Annotated in this window: 17 protein-coding genes; 11 read left to right on the forward strand and 6 right to left on the reverse strand. The window is 72.1% G+C overall.

The features are described 5' to 3' along the window. Positions 1-233 precede the first annotated feature (233 nt). The 6 genes from AB0K25_RS08265 to AB0K25_RS08290 all read left to right on the forward strand — a co-directional run bounded on the left by AB0K25_RS08265 (position 234) and on the right by AB0K25_RS08290 (position 4530). Positions 234-2630 (forward strand): M28 family peptidase, encoded by a 2397-nt coding sequence (locus AB0K25_RS08265; RefSeq protein WP_363819188.1) that lies wholly within the window; start codon positions 234-236, stop codon positions 2628-2630. Between the two features lie 52 nt (positions 2631-2682). Further along, positions 2683-2916 (forward strand): toxin HicA, encoded by a 234-nt coding sequence (locus tag AB0K25_RS08270; RefSeq protein ID WP_363819191.1) that lies wholly within the window; start codon positions 2683-2685, stop codon positions 2914-2916. Continuing rightward, positions 2916-3257, forward strand: a complete 342-nt coding sequence (locus tag AB0K25_RS08275) for a toxin-antitoxin system HicB family antitoxin (protein ID WP_363819231.1) — start codon at positions 2916-2918, stop codon at positions 3255-3257. Before AB0K25_RS08270 ends, AB0K25_RS08275 begins: the two co-directional genes overlap by 1 nt. A gap of 63 nt (positions 3258-3320) precedes the next feature. Then, complete coding sequence (locus AB0K25_RS08280) at positions 3321-3770, forward strand: GNAT family N-acetyltransferase (protein ID WP_363819194.1); 450 nt, start codon at positions 3321-3323, stop codon at positions 3768-3770. 119 nt (positions 3771-3889) lie between these two features. Further along, on the forward strand, positions 3890-4270 hold the full coding sequence (locus AB0K25_RS08285) for a hypothetical protein (RefSeq protein ID WP_219464840.1): 381 nt from the start codon (positions 3890-3892) through the stop codon (positions 4268-4270). Then, a complete protein-coding gene (locus AB0K25_RS08290) occupies positions 4267-4530 on the forward strand; it encodes a type II toxin-antitoxin system RelE/ParE family toxin (protein WP_363819197.1) in 264 nt (87 codons plus the stop codon). Before AB0K25_RS08285 ends, AB0K25_RS08290 begins: the two co-directional genes overlap by 4 nt. Positions 4531-4536: 6 nt before the next feature. On the opposite strand, the gene AB0K25_RS08295 is transcribed toward AB0K25_RS08290, so the two are convergent. Both AB0K25_RS08295 and AB0K25_RS08300 read right to left on the reverse strand, forming a co-directional pair. Next, entirely contained in the window at positions 4537-4791 is a 255-nt protein-coding gene (locus tag AB0K25_RS08295; protein ID WP_067315484.1) for a Smr/MutS family protein, read from the reverse strand. Positions 4792-4859: 68 nt separating this feature from the next. Further along, on the reverse strand, positions 4860-5054 hold the full coding sequence (locus tag AB0K25_RS08300; RefSeq protein ID WP_205789268.1) for a DNA-binding protein: 195 nt from the start codon (positions 5052-5054) through the stop codon (positions 4860-4862). Between the two features lie 276 nt (positions 5055-5330). On the opposite strand from AB0K25_RS08300, the gene AB0K25_RS08305 reads away from it, so the two are divergent. After that, positions 5331-5462, forward strand: coding sequence for a hypothetical protein (locus AB0K25_RS08305; protein WP_363819200.1), 132 nt, complete (start codon positions 5331-5333; stop codon positions 5460-5462). Between the two features lie 31 nt (positions 5463-5493). Here the strand turns inward: AB0K25_RS08305 and AB0K25_RS08310 are convergent, their stop codons facing one another. Continuing rightward, positions 5494-5862: a tetratricopeptide repeat protein gene (locus tag AB0K25_RS08310; RefSeq protein ID WP_088644718.1), complete on the reverse strand. Its 369-nt coding sequence runs from the start codon at positions 5860-5862 to the stop codon at positions 5494-5496. A 92-nt stretch (positions 5863-5954) separates the two neighbouring features. After that, entirely contained in the window at positions 5955-6725 is a 771-nt protein-coding gene (locus tag AB0K25_RS08315) for an ROK family protein (protein WP_363819203.1), read from the reverse strand. 402 nt (positions 6726-7127) lie between these two features. Here AB0K25_RS08315 and AB0K25_RS08320 point away from each other — a divergent pair, with 402 nt between their 5' ends. From AB0K25_RS08320 to AB0K25_RS08330, 3 genes are all read left to right on the forward strand, one after another. Continuing rightward, complete coding sequence (locus tag AB0K25_RS08320) at positions 7128-8765, forward strand: ABC-F family ATP-binding cassette domain-containing protein (protein WP_219464844.1); 1638 nt, start codon at positions 7128-7130, stop codon at positions 8763-8765. A gap of 37 nt (positions 8766-8802) precedes the next feature. After that, complete coding sequence (locus AB0K25_RS08325) at positions 8803-9117, forward strand: hypothetical protein (protein WP_208568292.1); 315 nt, start codon at positions 8803-8805, stop codon at positions 9115-9117. A 203-nt stretch (positions 9118-9320) separates the two neighbouring features. Further along, positions 9321-10046, forward strand: a complete 726-nt coding sequence (locus tag AB0K25_RS08330; RefSeq protein WP_219464845.1) for a methyltransferase domain-containing protein — start codon at positions 9321-9323, stop codon at positions 10044-10046. A 133-nt stretch (positions 10047-10179) separates the two neighbouring features. Here AB0K25_RS08330 and AB0K25_RS08335 read toward each other — a convergent pair whose 3' ends face one another. Further along, the gene (locus tag AB0K25_RS08335; protein WP_219464847.1) at positions 10180-11181 is read right to left on the reverse strand and encodes a LacI family DNA-binding transcriptional regulator; all 1002 of its coding nucleotides are present in this window, start codon (positions 11179-11181) and stop codon (positions 10180-10182) included. Positions 11182-11318: 137 nt separating this feature from the next. On the opposite strand from AB0K25_RS08335, the gene AB0K25_RS08340 reads away from it, so the two are divergent. Beyond that, positions 11319-12830 (forward strand): alpha-N-arabinofuranosidase, encoded by a 1512-nt coding sequence (locus AB0K25_RS08340; protein ID WP_219464849.1) that lies wholly within the window; start codon positions 11319-11321, stop codon positions 12828-12830. 60 nt (positions 12831-12890) lie between these two features. On the opposite strand, the gene AB0K25_RS08345 is transcribed toward AB0K25_RS08340, so the two are convergent. After that, positions 12891-14384, reverse strand: coding sequence for an amino acid permease (locus AB0K25_RS08345; RefSeq protein WP_219464851.1), 1494 nt, complete (start codon positions 14382-14384; stop codon positions 12891-12893). Between the last annotated feature and the right edge of the window lie 330 nt (positions 14385-14714).

The raw sequence follows: 14714 nt of genomic DNA on the forward strand, positions 1-14714 counted from the left end.
GACGCGGGAGTTCGCTGGTGATGTCGGGCTCCTTCCGAGTGCCCTGCTGATCCTGTATTAGACAACGGTCGCACACAACACGGTCGGGCCGGTCCGGGCGTACCCGGGCAAGGCCGTCACCAGGTGAGCGTCCGGTCAGCGGCCCGCGTCACGGTTCGGTCCCGGTACGCCCCGGGCGCTGCCCGCCGGGGCAGGATGGTGCACCACCCCCGCACCACCTCCGAGGAGTCCCCGTGGGCGTACCCCCCGCCTCCGCCGCCGACCGGGCGCTGACCCGGCCCCGGCGTCGTCCGCTCGCCGCCCTGGCCGCCCTGTCGGCGCTGGGCGCGGTGGGCGCGGTCATGCTGGTCACGCTGGCCACCCCGACGCCCCGGCCGGCCGACGCCCCGGCCGACGAGTTCAGCGCCGGGCGGGCCTACCGGACCGTGCAGACGGTGGCGGCCCGGCCGCACCCCGCCGGCAGTGCCGCCAACGACCAGGTCCGCGAGCACCTGGTCGGGGCGCTGCGCGGGCTGGGCCTGCAGACCGAGGTGCAGGACACCGTCGCCCCGGAGGCCGGGCAGCTCAGCGGGGCGGCCGGCGGGGCCACCGTCGCCCGGGTGCGCAACGTGGTGGCCCGGCTGCCCGGCACCGCCTCCACCGGCCGGGTCTTCCTGGTGGCGCACTACGACTCGGTGCAGACCGGCCCGGGTGGCAACGACGACGCGGCCGGCACCTCCACCGTGCTGGAGGTGGCCCGCGCGCTGACCGCCGGCCCCCGCCCCCGCAACGACGTCGTGTTCGTGCTGACCGACGCCGAGGAGGCGTGCCTGTGCGGCGCGGCGGCGTTCGCGGCCAGTCACCCGCTGGCCGCCGACGGCGGGGTGGTGCTCAACCTGGAGGCGCGGGGCTCCACCGGGCCGGTGATCATGTTCGAGACGTCCCGGAACAACGCCGAGCTGGTGGCCGCCTTCGGCCGGGGCGCCCCGCACCCGGTGGGCACCTCGTTCGCCGTGGAGATCTACCGGGCGCTGCCCAACGACACCGACTTCACCGCGTTCCTCGACAACGACTTCGTCGGGCTGAACTCGGCCTACATCGACGGGGGCGCGATCTACCACACCCCGCTGGACACCCCGGCGGCGATGGACCGGGGCAGCCTCCAGATGCACGGCGACAACGCGCTCGGGCTGGCCCGGGAGTTCGGCCGCGCCGACCTGACGGCGCTGCGCGCAGGCCACGACGCCAGCTACTTCCCGGTGCCGGGCGGGCTGGTCCGCTACCCCGGCTGGCTGACCTGGCCCTTGGCCGCCCTGGCGGTGCTGGGGGTGCTGGCGTTGGGCTGGCTGGTCCGGCGCACCGGCCGGGCCGGGACCGGTCGCCTGTTCGCCGGGTTCGGGCTGGCGCTGGTGCCGATCGTGGCCGCCCCGGTCGCCGCCCAACTGCTCTGGGCGGGGATCACCGCACTGCGCCCCGGCTACGCCGAGCTGCTCGACCCGTACCGGCCGGTCTGGTACCGGCTGGCGGTGGTGGCGCTCGCCGCCACGATCCTGCTCGCCTGGTACGCGCTGGCCCGCCGCTGGTCCGGCCCGGCCGCGCTGGCCGTCGGCGGGCTGGGCTGGCTGGCCCTGCTCGGGGTGGTGCTGGCCGCGCTGGTGCCCGGCGGGGCGTACCTGGCCACCCTGCCGGCGCTGGCCGGGGCGCTCGCCGGCCTGGTCGCGCTGCGCACCCGGATCGACGGCCCGTGGCCGGTGGTCGCGGTGACCCTGGCCGGGGCGGTCGCCGTGGTGATCCTGCTGCCCACGGTGGTGCTGCTCTTCCCCGCGCTGGGGATGGCGATGGGCGGGGTCGCGGCCCTGTTCGCGGTGCTGCTGGGGCTGGCCGCGCTGCCGGTGCTCGACCTGCTGCACCCGGCAGCCGGCGGCCAGCGGGGCATGGTCGCCGCCCGCGCCCGCCGGCTCGGCGCACTGCCGGCCGTCGCCGCCGCGCTCGCCGCCACGGTGTTCGCCGGGGTCGGCCTGGCGGTCGACCGTTTCGACGCCGACCACCCGGTCCCCACCCACCTGATGTACGCCCTGGACGCCGACACCAACGAGGCACAGTGGCTCACCCGGGAGGTGGACCCCCAGCCGTGGACCGACGGGTATGTCGACGGCCCTGCCGCCGTCGACGGCTTCCCCGGCCTGGGCGATCCGGACCTGCGCGGCGGCCCGGCACCGGCGGCGAACCTGCCCGCGCCGACGGTGCAGGTGCTGGCGGACACCACCGCCGGTGGACTGCGCACCCTGCGGCTGCGGCTGCTCCCCCAACGGACGGTGAGGCTGGCCACCCTGCACGTCGACGCGACCACCGCCGAGGTGACCCGGGCCGAGGTGGCCGGGCGTGAGGTGCCGGTCGAGCGGCAGTCGGGCGTCGAGGAGGCTTCGCTCGACCGGTGGGGCTTCGGGATCGTGTTCCACGCCCCGCCAGCGGAGGGCGTCGAGATCACCCTGACCGTGCGGCCCCGGGCAGCCAAGGTGGCGCTGCGGGCGATGGACGCGAGCGACGGGCTGGAGGGTCTGCCGGGGTTCCGGAAGCGGCCGGCGGGGGTGGGGGTGGTCGGGTCGCACACCTCGGAGATGCTTGCGGTCGCCCGCACCTACCCGTTCTGACGTCGCGCCTGAAGCGTTGGCCGATAGCACTGCCGGTAGTACCATCGAGCGCGTGTCTTCGGTAAGTCGAATCATGGAAGCGATGCGAACCAACCCTCAGGGCGTCGCCTACAACGACCTGAAGCGGGTGTGCGAGCACTACTTCGGGAAGCCTCGGCAGGACGGCACCTCGCACGCGGTGTTCAAGATGCCGTGGGCCGGAGACCCACGCGTGAACATTCAGAACGACAAGGCGTACCAGGTACGGCAGGTTCTCAAGGCGATCGAGAAGAAGGAGGCCTTGTGATGCAGGATGTTCGCCCCGAGGTGAGTCACTACTCCTATCGCGTCACGTGGTCGGCCCAGGACAGCGAGTTCGTCGCCACCTGCGCCGAGTTTCCCTCGCTGTCCTGGCTGGCCCCCTCTCAGATCGAAGCCCTGCAAGGGCTTCAGGACCTGCTGAGCGAGGTGGTCGCGGACCTGGAGCAGCAGGGCGAGGAAGTACCGAAGCCGTTTGCCGATCGGAGCTACTCGGGCAAGTTCAACGTGCGCGTCGGCGAAAGCCTTCACCGCGAGTTGGCCATCCATGCCGCAGAAGACGGGATGAGCCTCAACCAGTACGTCGTACGGAAGCTGTCGGCTGCCTGAACAGGGCGGGATGGCCCGGATAACCGGTCGCCCGGACCGGCGGGGCGGACTACGGTCCGCAGGATGCGGCTGGAGAAGGTCACCCCGGAGAACTACGAGGCAGCGCTCAAGCTGTCGGTGCGCCCCGATCAGGAGGATCTGGTCGGGCCGGTGGTCAAGTCACTGGCCGAGGCGTACGTCTTCCCGGACATCGCCTGGCCGAGGCTGATCTTCGACGGCGACCGGATGGTCGGTTTCCTGATGGCCTTCCTCGACTACGCGTGGGGCGACAACCCCGATGACGTCCGGTCGGGCCTCTGGAAACTCAACATCGCGGCCGACGCCCAGGGCAAGGGTTACGGGCGGTTCGCCGTCGAGGCGGTGTGCGCGGAGATCCGCGCCCGGGGCGGCAACCGGGCGTACGTCACCTGGGTGCCCCGCGAGGGCGGGGCGGAGGGCTTCTATCTGAAGCTGGGCTTCCGGCCGACCGGCGAGCAGAGCGAAGGGGAGACGGTCGCCGTCCTGGATTTCTGACAGTGCTGATGTGGGAACGGGCCACCCAGCCGGCCCGCGTCAATCTCTGACGGATCCTGGCCGACACCGCCTCAGCTGGTTGTCCGGCTGCGGGATTCTTCAGCGCTAACATGACCCTCATGACCGCCGCACACGCGTTCGAGTATGAGGTTCCGCCTCATGCCGGTCCGCCGCCTGAAGCTGTCGAGGCGGCTGAGGAAGGCAACGTCGTCTACCTGACTCGCCAGGGGCAGCGGGTGGCGGCGATGGGACCACCGACGTCGCTCGATCCGCAGGGTCTGGAGAAGATCAGGCAGTCGCTGGAAGCGATAGCCAGAAACCCGAACCGGACGGACGCTTCCCGCGCCTTGGCTCGTGAGCAGCTGACGCGGCTTGACGAGATCATGGAACAGGTGATCAACGAGGAGGACGCCCAGGCGTGCGACGACGCACTGGCGTCGATGCGTGCTGGTGAGTCGACGCAGCCGTGGAGCGCGGTCAAGCGGGAGCTGGACCTGTGACATGGAAGGTTGAGCTCACCAACGCTGCGGCGCGCGAACTGGCCAAGCTTGATCGCTCCACCCAGGTCCGCATCGGTAACGCGATCGATCAGCTGGCAGTCGACCCTCGGCCTGCTGGCTGCGTGAAGCTGTCCGGTGGGGATACCAAGTGGCGAATCCGGGTGGGTGATTTCCGGGTCGTCTACCTGATCCTGGACGACCAGGTCCTGATCGCAGTCGTGCGAATCGCTCACCGCAGAGAGGTGTACCGGTCCTTTTAGGGAACGTCACTTCCAGCGGAAGTGGACGAAGAGGCGGCCGAAGTTCTTGGAGTCCTTCTCGACCCGGTGATAGAGCTGCTTGACGTCCTTCTGATCGAGGAAGCGCAGCACCTTCTTCTTGAGCTGGCCGGACCCCTTACCGGGGATGATCTCGACCAGGGTGGCCTTCTTCGCCACCGCCTCGTCCATGATCCCGCGCAGGGCACGGTCGATGTCGTGGCCCTTGTTGAAGATGTCGTGCAGGTCCAGCTTGAGCTTCATCCCGCCTCCCCCACCTGCGCAGCCGCCATGGCAGGCCCATCGTAGGCCGACAGGCGTCGGGGCGAGGCTCAGGCTTCGTCGGGCAGGTTCGGCCGGTGCTCGCGGATCCAGGCCTCGATGTCCTCGGTACGCCAGATCCGACCGGTGGCGAGCGACTCATAGGGCTTCGGCCAGTCGGGGCGCTTCATCAACTGCTCGACGCGTTGCCTGCTCACGCCCAGCCTCATCCGGATCTCGTACGCGCCCATGAGATTCCGGCCCATGAACGGGAGGCTAGACACGTCCCCACTGGGCGAGGCCCTAGTTGGGCGACACCCTACTAGGGCCTTGACTAGGGGGTAGCGTAGCGGCCACTCTGAGACGGTGAAACCGCTGAACGTTTCCCGGGTGCATGCCCGCCCCGGCGGGGCCGTGCGGCCACACGTACCGATGCGGCCTCTCTGGTTGTGCCGGGTATGCGCCGCCCCCTGGCCGTGTCAGCCCGCCCGCCTGATGCTGACCATGGACTACCGGGGGACCGCGTCGGGCTGTCCGTCTACATGGCCGGGCGGCTGTACGACGCCACCGGCGACCTGGTCACCCTCAACCCGAACGCCGTCCCGGCCCCGGCGGAGCTGTTCGACAGGTTCCTGGCCTGGACCAGACGCGGACCCGGGCCGGGAGAAGGGTAGGAACCCGCCCCCGGCCCGGCGTGATCAGGACTCAGCGACCGTTGCCGACCCGGCTCTCCACCCGGCGCAGCGCGGTCACGTAGTCGTCGTTGGTCGAGTGCATGGCCGCCGCGATGCGCAGGTGCCGCAACGCGTCCGGGTAGCGGTTGAGCCGCTCCAGCGTCCGGCCCAGCACGTGGTGGGCGTAGTGGTCGCTGGGGTCCCGGTCGACCAGCTCCCGCAACTGCTCCTCGGCGCGGCCGAGCTGGGCGGTCTGGAAGTACGCCCGGGCCAGCAGCTGACGTACGGAGGAGTTGCCGGGCTCGGCCGCCACGATCGGCTCCAGCAGCCGGACCGCTCCGCTCGGGTCACCCATCTCGAAGTACATGGTCGCCCGTCGGTACTCCGCCAGAAGATCCATCCCGACCCACCCCCTCGCGTCACGTCGCCATTGCTCCGACGCTGGCACAACACCGGGCGTACCGCGAGTGTTCCTGGGGGTGGACTTGTGGCTCAGGAGGCCGGGTCGTCCCGTTCGCCGGTCAACTGCCAGGCCCGGACACCGCCGACGATTCCGGCCGTGTTGGGCACGATCACCACGTCGTCGCCCATCCGGGCCACCTGCTCGGGCCGGATCAGCCGCGAGTTGCCGCCACCGAGATAGAGCCGGTCCCAGCGGAACACCGGGCGCAGCCCGTCCACCACCTGCCGGATGCGCCGGGACCAGAAGGCGTCGCCGAGCCGCCGCCGCTCCGGTTCCCCGACGTACGTGTCGTAGGTGGTGCCCCAGCGGACCGGGGCGTGCGACAGCTCCAGGTGCGGGGCGAGCCGCCCGCCGTCGAACAGCGCGCTGCCCAGCCCGGTGCCGAGGGTCAGCACCAGCTCGCAGCCCGTCCCGGCGACCACCCCGGCCGCGTGCACCTCGGCGTCGTTGAGCACCAGCGCCGGCATCCCGAACGCCTCGGTGACCGCCCGCCGCGCGTCGTACCCGGACCACTCGGCGAGCAGATCGGGGTCGACGCGGCTGCGCGGCCCGGAGCGGGTCACGTAGTGCGGCGTGGCCACCACGACCCCGTGCCGGATCATGCCCGGCATCCCCACCGTGACCCGGTCGGCCGAGGGCAGCCGCCCGGCCAGCTCCAGCAGCGTCTTGACGAACAACTCGGGCGGCAACGGGTACGGCGTGTCCACCCGGATCACCGGTGCCCGCAGGGTGCCGTCCCCGTCCAGCACCGAGCCCTTGATGCCGCCGCCCCCGCAGTCGATCGCCAACGTCAGTCCCACACCCCCACCTTGCCCCACCCGCACCCGTTCCTCCCGCCCCTCCCCCACCTTCCGCCGACCGGGGCCGGCAGCCCGACCCGCCGACCCGCCGCCGGCCCGGGAGACCTGACGACGATGGTGACGGGTGGCGGTGATCGGCGGGAGCCCAGGATTGTGGAGAGTTCTTGTCGCCATAGCCGCAAGAACTCTCCACAATCTGGCGCACGCATGGACCGCCATCCCCGCACAGAGCACCCCCACCCGGGCGGCCCCGGACCGGCCACCGAGGCGGCAGTGGGCCGGCAGCCGGGGCGGCAGTGGGCCGGGCAGTGGGCCGGCCACCGAGGCCGGCAGGCGGGCCCGACGTGGGCCGGGCCGCGTGGCGTCCCCGCCCGGATCGACGGGCGATAGGCTCGGGGCCTCATGAGCGCCACGATGATCGCCAAAGGACTTGCCGCCGGGCACGGGGAGCGGATGCTCTTCAGTGACCTCGACCTGGTGGTCGCACCCGGGGACGTGGTGGGGCTGGTCGGGGTCAACGGGGCGGGCAAGTCGACGCTGCTGCGCACGCTGGCCGGGGTGCAGCCGGTGGAGGAGGGCAGCCTCACGCTGAGCCCGCCGGGGGCCTCGGTGGGCTACCTGCCGCAGGAGACGGAACGGCGGGCGGGCGAGACGGTCCGCGACTTCCTGGCCCGCCGGACCGGGGTGACCGGGGCGCAGACGGCCCTGGACGCCGCCGCCGAGGCGCTCACCGCAGGCACGGCCGGGGCTGACGACGCGTACGCCGGGGCGTTGGAGCGGTGGCTCGACCTCGGCGGGGCGGACCTGGAGGAACGCGCCGAGCAGGTCGCCTCGGAGTTGGGACTGACGGTCGACCTGGACCACCCGATGACCGGCCTGTCCGGTGGTCAGGCGGCCCGCGCCGGGCTGGCCTCGCTGCTGCTCAGCCGGTACGACGTCTTCCTGCTCGACGAGCCCACCAACGACCTGGACCTGGCCGGTCTGGACCGGCTGGAACGGTTCGTCACCGGCCTGCGTGCCGGCACGGTGCTGGTCAGCCACGACCGGGAGTTCCTGACCCGGACGGTGACCCGGGTGCTGGAGCTGGACCTCGTGCAGCAGCAGGTGCGGCACTACGGCGGCGGTTACGGCGCCTACCTGGAGGAGCGGGAAGTGGCCCGCCGGCACGCCCGCGCCGACTTCGAGGAGTACGCCGACACCCGGGCCGCGTTGGAGAACCGCGCCCGCACCCAGCGGGCCTGGATGGAGAAGGGTGTCAAGAACGCCCGCCGCAAGGCCACCGACAACGACAAGATCGGCCGGAAGTTCCGGGCCGAGGCGACGGAGAAGCAGGCGGCCAAGGCGAAGCAGACCGAGCGGCTGATCGAACGCCTCGACGTGGTCGAGGAGCCCCGCAAGGAGTGGGAGCTGCGGATGGAGATCGCCGCCGCGCCCCGGGCCGGTGCGGTGGTGGCCTCGCTGCGCGACGCGGTGGTCCGCCGGGGCGACTTCACCCTGGGGCCGGTGAACCTCCAGATCGACTGGGCCGACCGGGTGGCGATCACCGGGGCGAACGGTTCCGGCAAGACCACCCTGCTCGGCGCGCTGCTGGGTCGGCTGCCGCTCGACGCCGGGCACGCCGCGCTCGGGCCGGGGGTGGTGGTCGGCGAGGTGGACCAGGCCCGGGGGCTGTTCCTCGGCGACCAGCCGCTACTGGAGGCGTTCGGGGCCGCCGTACCGGAGATGGCACCGGCGGATGCGCGGACGCTGCTGGCCAAGTTCGGTCTGCGGGCCGCGCACGTGCTGCGGCCGGCGGCGACGCTGTCGCCGGGCGAGCGGACCCGGGCGGCGCTGGCGCTGCTGCAGGGCCGGGGGGTCAACCTGCTGGTGCTCGACGAGCCGACCAACCACCTCGACCTGCCGGCCATCGAGCAGTTGGAGTCGGCGTTGGCCGGCTATCCGGGGACGCTGCTGCTGGTCACCCACGACCGGCGGATGCTGGAGGCGGTCAGCGTGCACCGGCGGCTGCGGGTCGCCGACGGGCGGATCGCCGAGGACTGATCCGTGCCGCCCGACGACCGCCGGGTGACAATGGGTCATGCTCAGATGGGAGTACGCGCTGCTGGTGCGCCGTCGCCAGCCGACCGCCTCCGACCTCAGCTGGGAGGTCGTCTTCGTCTGGTACGGCCCGGACGGCTCGATGACCGACGTGACCGCCTACGGCGACACCGCGCTGGCGCACCTGAACCGGGCCGGTGACCAGGGCTGGGAACTTGTCGGGATGAGCGAGGACCCGTCCCTGGAGGGCCACAACGAGCTGCACCGTTACCACCTCAAGCGGCCGAAGGCGGCCGGTGCGCCCCGGCAGCGCATCCGGGCCGTCGGCCGGCCCACCCGCCGCACCGGCGGCTGACCCACGGGTACGCGCTCCGCGCGCGGAGCCATCGCCCGGCTGGACGGTCACGGTCACGGTGGGGTCCGCCCCGGGCACCGGCTCGGCGATGGGCAGCAGAGCGGCGATGGGCAGCAGAGCGGCGATGGGCAGCAGAGCGGCGAGAGTTGGCGGCGACTGGTGTGCGGGACCGGAGAGCGGGTAACGGCCGGCGGGAGGTGGCCATGGTCGCGTTGGCGCAGGCACCGCCCTCGGCCGAACGGCTGCGGGCGCTCGACGGGTTCCTCGAAGCGGCCTGGGCCGAGCAGGCCCGCCACGACGAGCGGTTACGTGGGCTCCCCGTCGAGGTGCGGTTCGACCGGGGGGTCGCCCACCTGAGCGGGGAGGTGGCCGAACCGGATCAGTTGCGGCTGGTCCGCGAGCTGGTCGGCCGGCTGGCCGGGGTGTACGGCGTGTGGGGGCGGGTGCGGGTCGACGGCCGGGACCCGGTGGTGGTGGACCTGGGCTGCGGCGGCCAGAAGCAGTACCCGACGAACCTGGGGTTGGACATCTTCCCGGCCCCCGGGGTGGACGCGGTGGCGGACCTGTCCGGGTCGCTGCCGCTGGCCGACGACTCCGTCGACGTCATCTTCACCGTGCACATCCTGGAGCACCTGATCGACTTCCTGCCGCTGCTGGACGAGTGCCACCGGGTGCTCCGCCCGGGTGGCGTGCTGCACGTGATGAGCCCCTGGTGGGGGCACGTCAACGCGGTGGCGGACCCGACCCACGTCCGGCTGCTGGACGTACAGACGATCAAGGGGGTCTGCGGTCAGCGCCCGCCGGGCACCCCGCGCTGGCATCCGCTGCACGCCGGCTGCGACGGCGCGTCCATCTTCGCCGATCTGACCCCGCTGCCCGCCGACGCCCCACCGCCGGCACCGGCCCACCTGGCCCGCTTCTTCGACTGACAGCCGGCCGGGCCACGGCTCCGGCCAGCGGCCCGTTCCGGCCCAACGGGCAGATCATGCCTCAGCGGACCGGTCCGGCCCAGCCGGCAGGTCCGGCCGGACGGCAGGTCCGGCCGAGCGGGCAGGGCGGGCGTCAGGCGGTGCTCTCCCGGGGGGTCAGGCGGTGCGGGGCGGTGAGTTCCCGGGGTGGCGCGTCCCGGTCCCCGCCCAGCCGGCCGGCGAGCAGGTCCACGGCGAGCCGGGCGATCCGTTCCTTGTCCGGGGCGACAGTGGTCAGGGTGGGGACGCTGAACCGCCCGTCCTCGATGTCGTCGAAGCCGGCGACGGCGACGTCGGTGGGGACCCGCAGGCCGGCCTCGTGCAGGGCGCGCAGCGCGCCGAGGGCGAGGGTGTCGCTGAAGCAGAACACCGCGTCCGGGCGGGTTCCGGAGGCGAGCAGGTGGCGCAGGGCGGCGGCGCCGTCGGCGCGACGCCAGGCCGGGGTGGCGGCGACGAGGCGTTCGTCGTACCCGATGCCGGCCTCGGTCAGGGCGGCGGTGTAGCCGGCCAGCCGCAGGCGGGCGCCGGCCCCCTCGGGGGTGGGTTGCGCGCCGACGGCGGCGATCCGGCGACGGCCGAGGCCGATCAGGTGGGCGGTCACCTCCCGGGCGGCGGTCACGTTGTCGATCACCACGTGGTCGGCGGGGCCGTGGTCCACCCGCTCGCCGAGCAGCACCATCGGTACGCCGTCGAGGTCGGTGAGGTCGTCGGCGGTCAGCGACAGCGGGCTGAAGATCAGACCGTCGATCAGGTGGTCGCCGATGCCGGCGGCGGCGACCCGTTCCCGTTCCCGGCCACCGCCGGTCTGGTCGATGAGCACGGTCCAGCCGTGGTCGGCGGCGGCGGCCACCACGTGCCGGGCCAACTCGGCGAAATAGGGGATGTCCAGCTCCGGCACGGCGAGGGCGATCACGCCGGTACGGCCCTTGCGCAGGTTGCGAGCCGACAGGTTGGGCCGGTAGCGCAGTTCGGCGAGGGCCGCCTCGACCCGGGCCCGGGTGGCCGGCCGGACGTGCTGGTAGCCGTTGACCACGTTCGACACGGTCTTGACCGACACCCCGGCCCGTTCGGCCACGTCCTTCAGTCGGTGCCGCACGTGGGCTCCTTCCCGCGTCCGCCACCGGACCGAATCGCGCGAGAGATCCTTTACAACGTTGGCGACAACGGTATACAAACGCGGAGCAGCGCATCGACCGTAGTCGCTCCGAGCAGCTCAGGGGAAGAGGTGGGCCCGTGCGTGCAGCACGGTTGACGATCGACCCGGCCTTCACGGTCGGCCCGGTGGACCGCCGGCTCTTCGGCTCCTTCGTCGAACACCTGGGCCGCTGCGTCTACGGCGGCATCTACGAGCCGGGGCACCCTGGGGCCGACCCGCTCGGCCTGCGCCGCGACGTGCTGGAGCTGACCCGGGAGCTGGGCGTCTCGATGGTCCGCTACCCCGGCGGCAACTTCGTCTCCGGCTACCGCTGGGAGGACGGTGTCGGCCCGGTCGACGACCGCCCCCGCCGGCTGGACCTGGCCTGGAAGACCATCGAGACCAACGCGTTCGGCCTCGACGAGTTCATGGCCTGGGCCACCGCCGCGCAGGTCGAGCCGATGATGGCGGTCAACCTCGGCACCCGGGGCGTCCAGGAGGCGTGCGACCTGCTGGAGTACGCCAACCACCCGGGCGGCACCCGGCTGTCCGACCTGCGTCGCGCACACGGCGCGCAGCAGCCGTACGGCGTGCGGTTGTGGTGCCTCGGCAACGAACTGGACGGCCCGTGGCAGGTCGGCCACAAGACCGCCGAGGAGTACGGCCGGCTCGCCGCCGAGACCGCGCGGGCGATGAAGCTGATCGACCCCTCGATCAGCCTGGTCGCCTGCGGCAGTTCCGGCCGGGGCATGCCCACCTTCGCCTCCTGGGAGGCGACCGTGCTGGAACACACCTACGAGCAGGTCGACTACATCTCCGCGCACTCCTACTACGACCCGACCGACGGCGACCGGGCCAGCCTGCTCGCCTCCGCCGTCGACATGGACCAGTTCATCACCGAGGTCGTCGCCACCGCCGACCACGTGGCCGCCCGGCTGCGCCAGACCCGCAAGCTGAAGATCTCCTTCGACGAGTGGAACGTCTGGTACCAGTCCCGCGTCCAGGGCGACCTGGACGCGCGCGGCTGGGTCGAGGCACCCGCACTGCTTGAGGACGACTACACCGCCGTCGACGCGGTGGTGGTCGGCGACCTGCTGATCACCCTGCTCCGGCACGCCGACCGGGTCGGTGTCGCCGCCCAGGCGCAGCTGGCCAACGTGATCGCCCCGATCCGTACCCGCACCGGCGGGCCGGCCTGGCGGCAGAGCATCTTCCACCCGTTCGCCCTGACCGCCCGCCACGCCACCGGCACCGTGCTGCGCACCGAGCCGGTCTCGCCGCACTACGCCACGAAGCGGTACGGCGACGTGCCGATGTTGGACACCGTCGCGCTGCACGACGAGGAGTCCGGCGGGCTGACCGTGTTCGCGGTCAACCGGGGCACCGACGCCCTCCCGGTGGAGATCGACCTGCGGGGCCTGTCCGGGCTGCACCAGGTGCAGCACCTCAGCCTGGCCGCCGGGGACGACCCGGACGCGATCAACACCGAGGCGGAGCCCGACCGGGTGACGCCCCGGGAGTTGCCCACCGCCACCGTCGACGGCGACCGCTGCTCCGTACGCCTGCCGGCGATCTCCTGGAACCTGCTGCGCTTCGCCCCCCGACCCTGACCACCCCGGGCCACCGGAATGACCGACCGGCGGCCCGGGGTGGCCGGCACCCCCGGGTCGTCACGCCGGGGCACGCTCCTTGGCCCGGTCCTCGGCTTCACCGGTGGCGAGACGGTTGCGGCGGTAGCCGTAGCCGAAGTAGATGATCCCGCCGAGCGCCATCCAGATGAGGAACCTGATCCAGGTCTCGATCGACAGGTTGAGCGTGAGGTACAGGCAGGCCAGCGCGGTGAAGATCGGCAGCACCGGGGAGAACGGGACCCGGAACGGCCGCTCCAGGTCGGGGCGCTTACGGCGCAGGATCGGCACCGCGATGGCGACGATCATGAAGGCGCAGAGCGCGCCGATGCTGACCAGATCGGCCAACGCGGACAGCGGCAGGAACCCGGCGAGCAGCGCCACCACCACCGTCATCACGGCGGAGATCCGGTACGGGGTCCCCCAACGCGGGTGGATCTTGGCGACGGCGGGCGGGATCAACCCGTCCCGGGAGATGGCGAACCCGATCCGGCCCATGGCCACCAGGTCGACCAGGATCACGCTGGTCAGGCCGGCCACGGCCGCGATGGAGACCAGCACCCCGGCCCAGCTCGCACCGACCGCGTTGAAGGCTGCGGCGATCGGGGCACCCCGGTCGATCTCGCCGTACGGCACCATGCCGACCACGACCAGCGAGACGCCGACGTAGAGCGCGGTGGAGATCAACAGCGTGCCGAACAACCCCAGGGTCAGGTCCCGCTTGGGCCGCCTGGTCTCCTCACCCAGGTTCGCCACCGCCTCGAACCCGGTGTACGCGAAGAAGACCACGGCGGCGGCGCTGAGCACCCCGACGAAACCGAAGACGGACGGCTCCAGCCCGAAGAACGCCTGCACGACCGGCTGCTTGATGCCGTCGTCACCGGCACCGGCCGGCTCGGCCGGCGGGATGAACGGGCTGAGGTTGGCGGACTTGACGAAGAACAACCCGGCGACCACGACGAAGATGCAGATGGCGACCTTTACCAGCACCAGGATGTTGGTGATCCGGGCGGACTCGCGGATGCCGATGATGGCGACCACACCGAGCAGCAGCACGATGCCGATCGCGCCGAGGTTGACCACGCTGCCCTCTTCGGCGAACCAGGTGCTCGGCAGGCCGAACAGCTCGGCCAGGTAACCGGACCAACCCCGGGCCACCACCGCCGCGCCGAGCGCGAACTCCAGCAGCAGGTCCCACCCGATGATCCACGCGACGATCTCACCCATCGTGGCGTACGCGTAGGTGTACGCGCTGCCGGCGGTCGGCACGCTGGACGCCAACTCGGCGTAGCAGAGGGCCGCGAGCAGGGCGACCACCCCGGCGATGGCGAACGAGATCACCACGCCCGGCCCGGCGCTGTCGCGTGCCTCGATGCCGGTGAGGGTGAAGATGCCGGTGCCGATCACGATGCCGATGCCGAAGCCGGTGAGGTCGCGGGCACCGAGCCGGCGTTTGAGACCGGGGCTGCCGTCGCTGCCGTCCGCGTTGCCCTGGGCAACCACATCCTTGATCGGTTTGGTTCGCAGCACAGACACCGTACTCACCCCTCCCACCACCGCGACCGCCCTGCTGGCGACCGGTGCCGCGCGTTGCTACCCACCCACACCGACCACCAATCGCCCCCTCCCCACCACCAAAACATCAACCCCGTGTCCCCCAACGACCACTTTCGGTCACCCCACCCCCCATCACCCAACCCCCCCACCCCCACCCGCCACCCCTTGCGCCCACCCACCCCAATATGAAACTTTCCCCCCACCCCCCCACCCCCCCCCCCCCCCCCCCCCCCCCACCCCCCCCGGGGGGGAACTGTATAATAGAATATAGAAAGCGCGCGTGTCGACCACAACAAAGAAAACCGGCGG

This window comes from Micromonospora sp. NPDC049257 (assembly GCF_040678915.1).
In the GTDB taxonomy this organism is placed as follows: Bacteria; Actinomycetota; Actinomycetes; order Mycobacteriales; family Micromonosporaceae; genus Micromonospora; species Micromonospora antibiotica.